We start from the raw sequence: 878 nt of genomic DNA, 5'->3' as shown, positions 1-878 counted from the left end.
CCCCGAGCCCGTGCTGGAATCCGAGCCTGCGCCGGTACCCGAGCCCGCGTCGGATCTCGTTCCCGAGCCCGAATCCGAGCCCATCGCGGATTCCGTGCCGGCACCCGACCCCGAGCTCAAATCGGAGCCCGAGCCGCAATCGGAGCCGCAGCCGCAGCCCGACCCCGTGCCCGTCGCCGAGACGGTGCCCAACTTCCCGCTCGCGCCCGCTCAAGATGTTGACGTCGACTCTGTCCCGGAGCCGCAGCGGCAGCCGGAATCCCCGGACGCCCCCGTACCCACCACGCTCGAGGATTCCGCCGAAGAGCCGATCCTCGAGGATCTGCGGCTCCCCGAATTTCCGCCGTACCCCGGCCAAGCCGAGCCGGACCCCGAGCCGGAGTACGTCGAAGCCGACACCGAACAGGTCCCGATCGCCGCACAGCTCGCCGCGCAGCCGGAACCTGAGCGCGAGCCGGAGCCGCAGCCGGAACCTGAGCGAGAGCCGCAGCCCGAGCCGTCACTCGAGCCCGAGCTGTCACTGGAACCCGAGCCCGAGCCGTCACCCGAACCTGAGTCTTCGCCAGAACCCCAGCCGGCGCCGGAAATCCTGCCCGAGCCGTTCCCCGAGCCGGAACCTGAGCCGTACATCGAGCCCGAACCCGTCTTCGAGCCCGAGCCGTACATCGAGCCCGAACCCGTCTTCGCACCCTTCCCGGACCCGACGCCAGAGCCGGAACCCGAGCCGTACTACGCGCCGAAACCCGCGCCCGAGCCGTATTTCGAGCCCGACCCCGAGCCGTATTTCGAGCCCGACCCCGAGCCGTACTTCGAGCCCGGCCCGGCACCGGAACCGTACTTCGAGCCCGACCCCGAACCCTACTTCGAGCCGGAGCCCT

1 pseudogene is annotated in these 878 nt (G+C 70.6%); it reads left to right on the top strand.

What is annotated here, in order from left to right:
- Positions 1-166: 166 nt before the first annotated feature.
- A pseudogene (locus KDL01_RS41455) lies at positions 167-878 on the top strand (CHAT domain-containing protein); the annotation flags it as partial.

Source organism: Actinospica durhamensis, from assembly GCF_018139695.1.
Taxonomy (GTDB): Bacteria; Actinomycetota; Actinomycetes; order Streptomycetales; family Catenulisporaceae; genus Actinospica; species Actinospica durhamensis.
The sequence above is the reverse complement of the archived record's forward strand: the minus strand, read 5'-3'. Positions and strand labels throughout refer to the sequence as shown.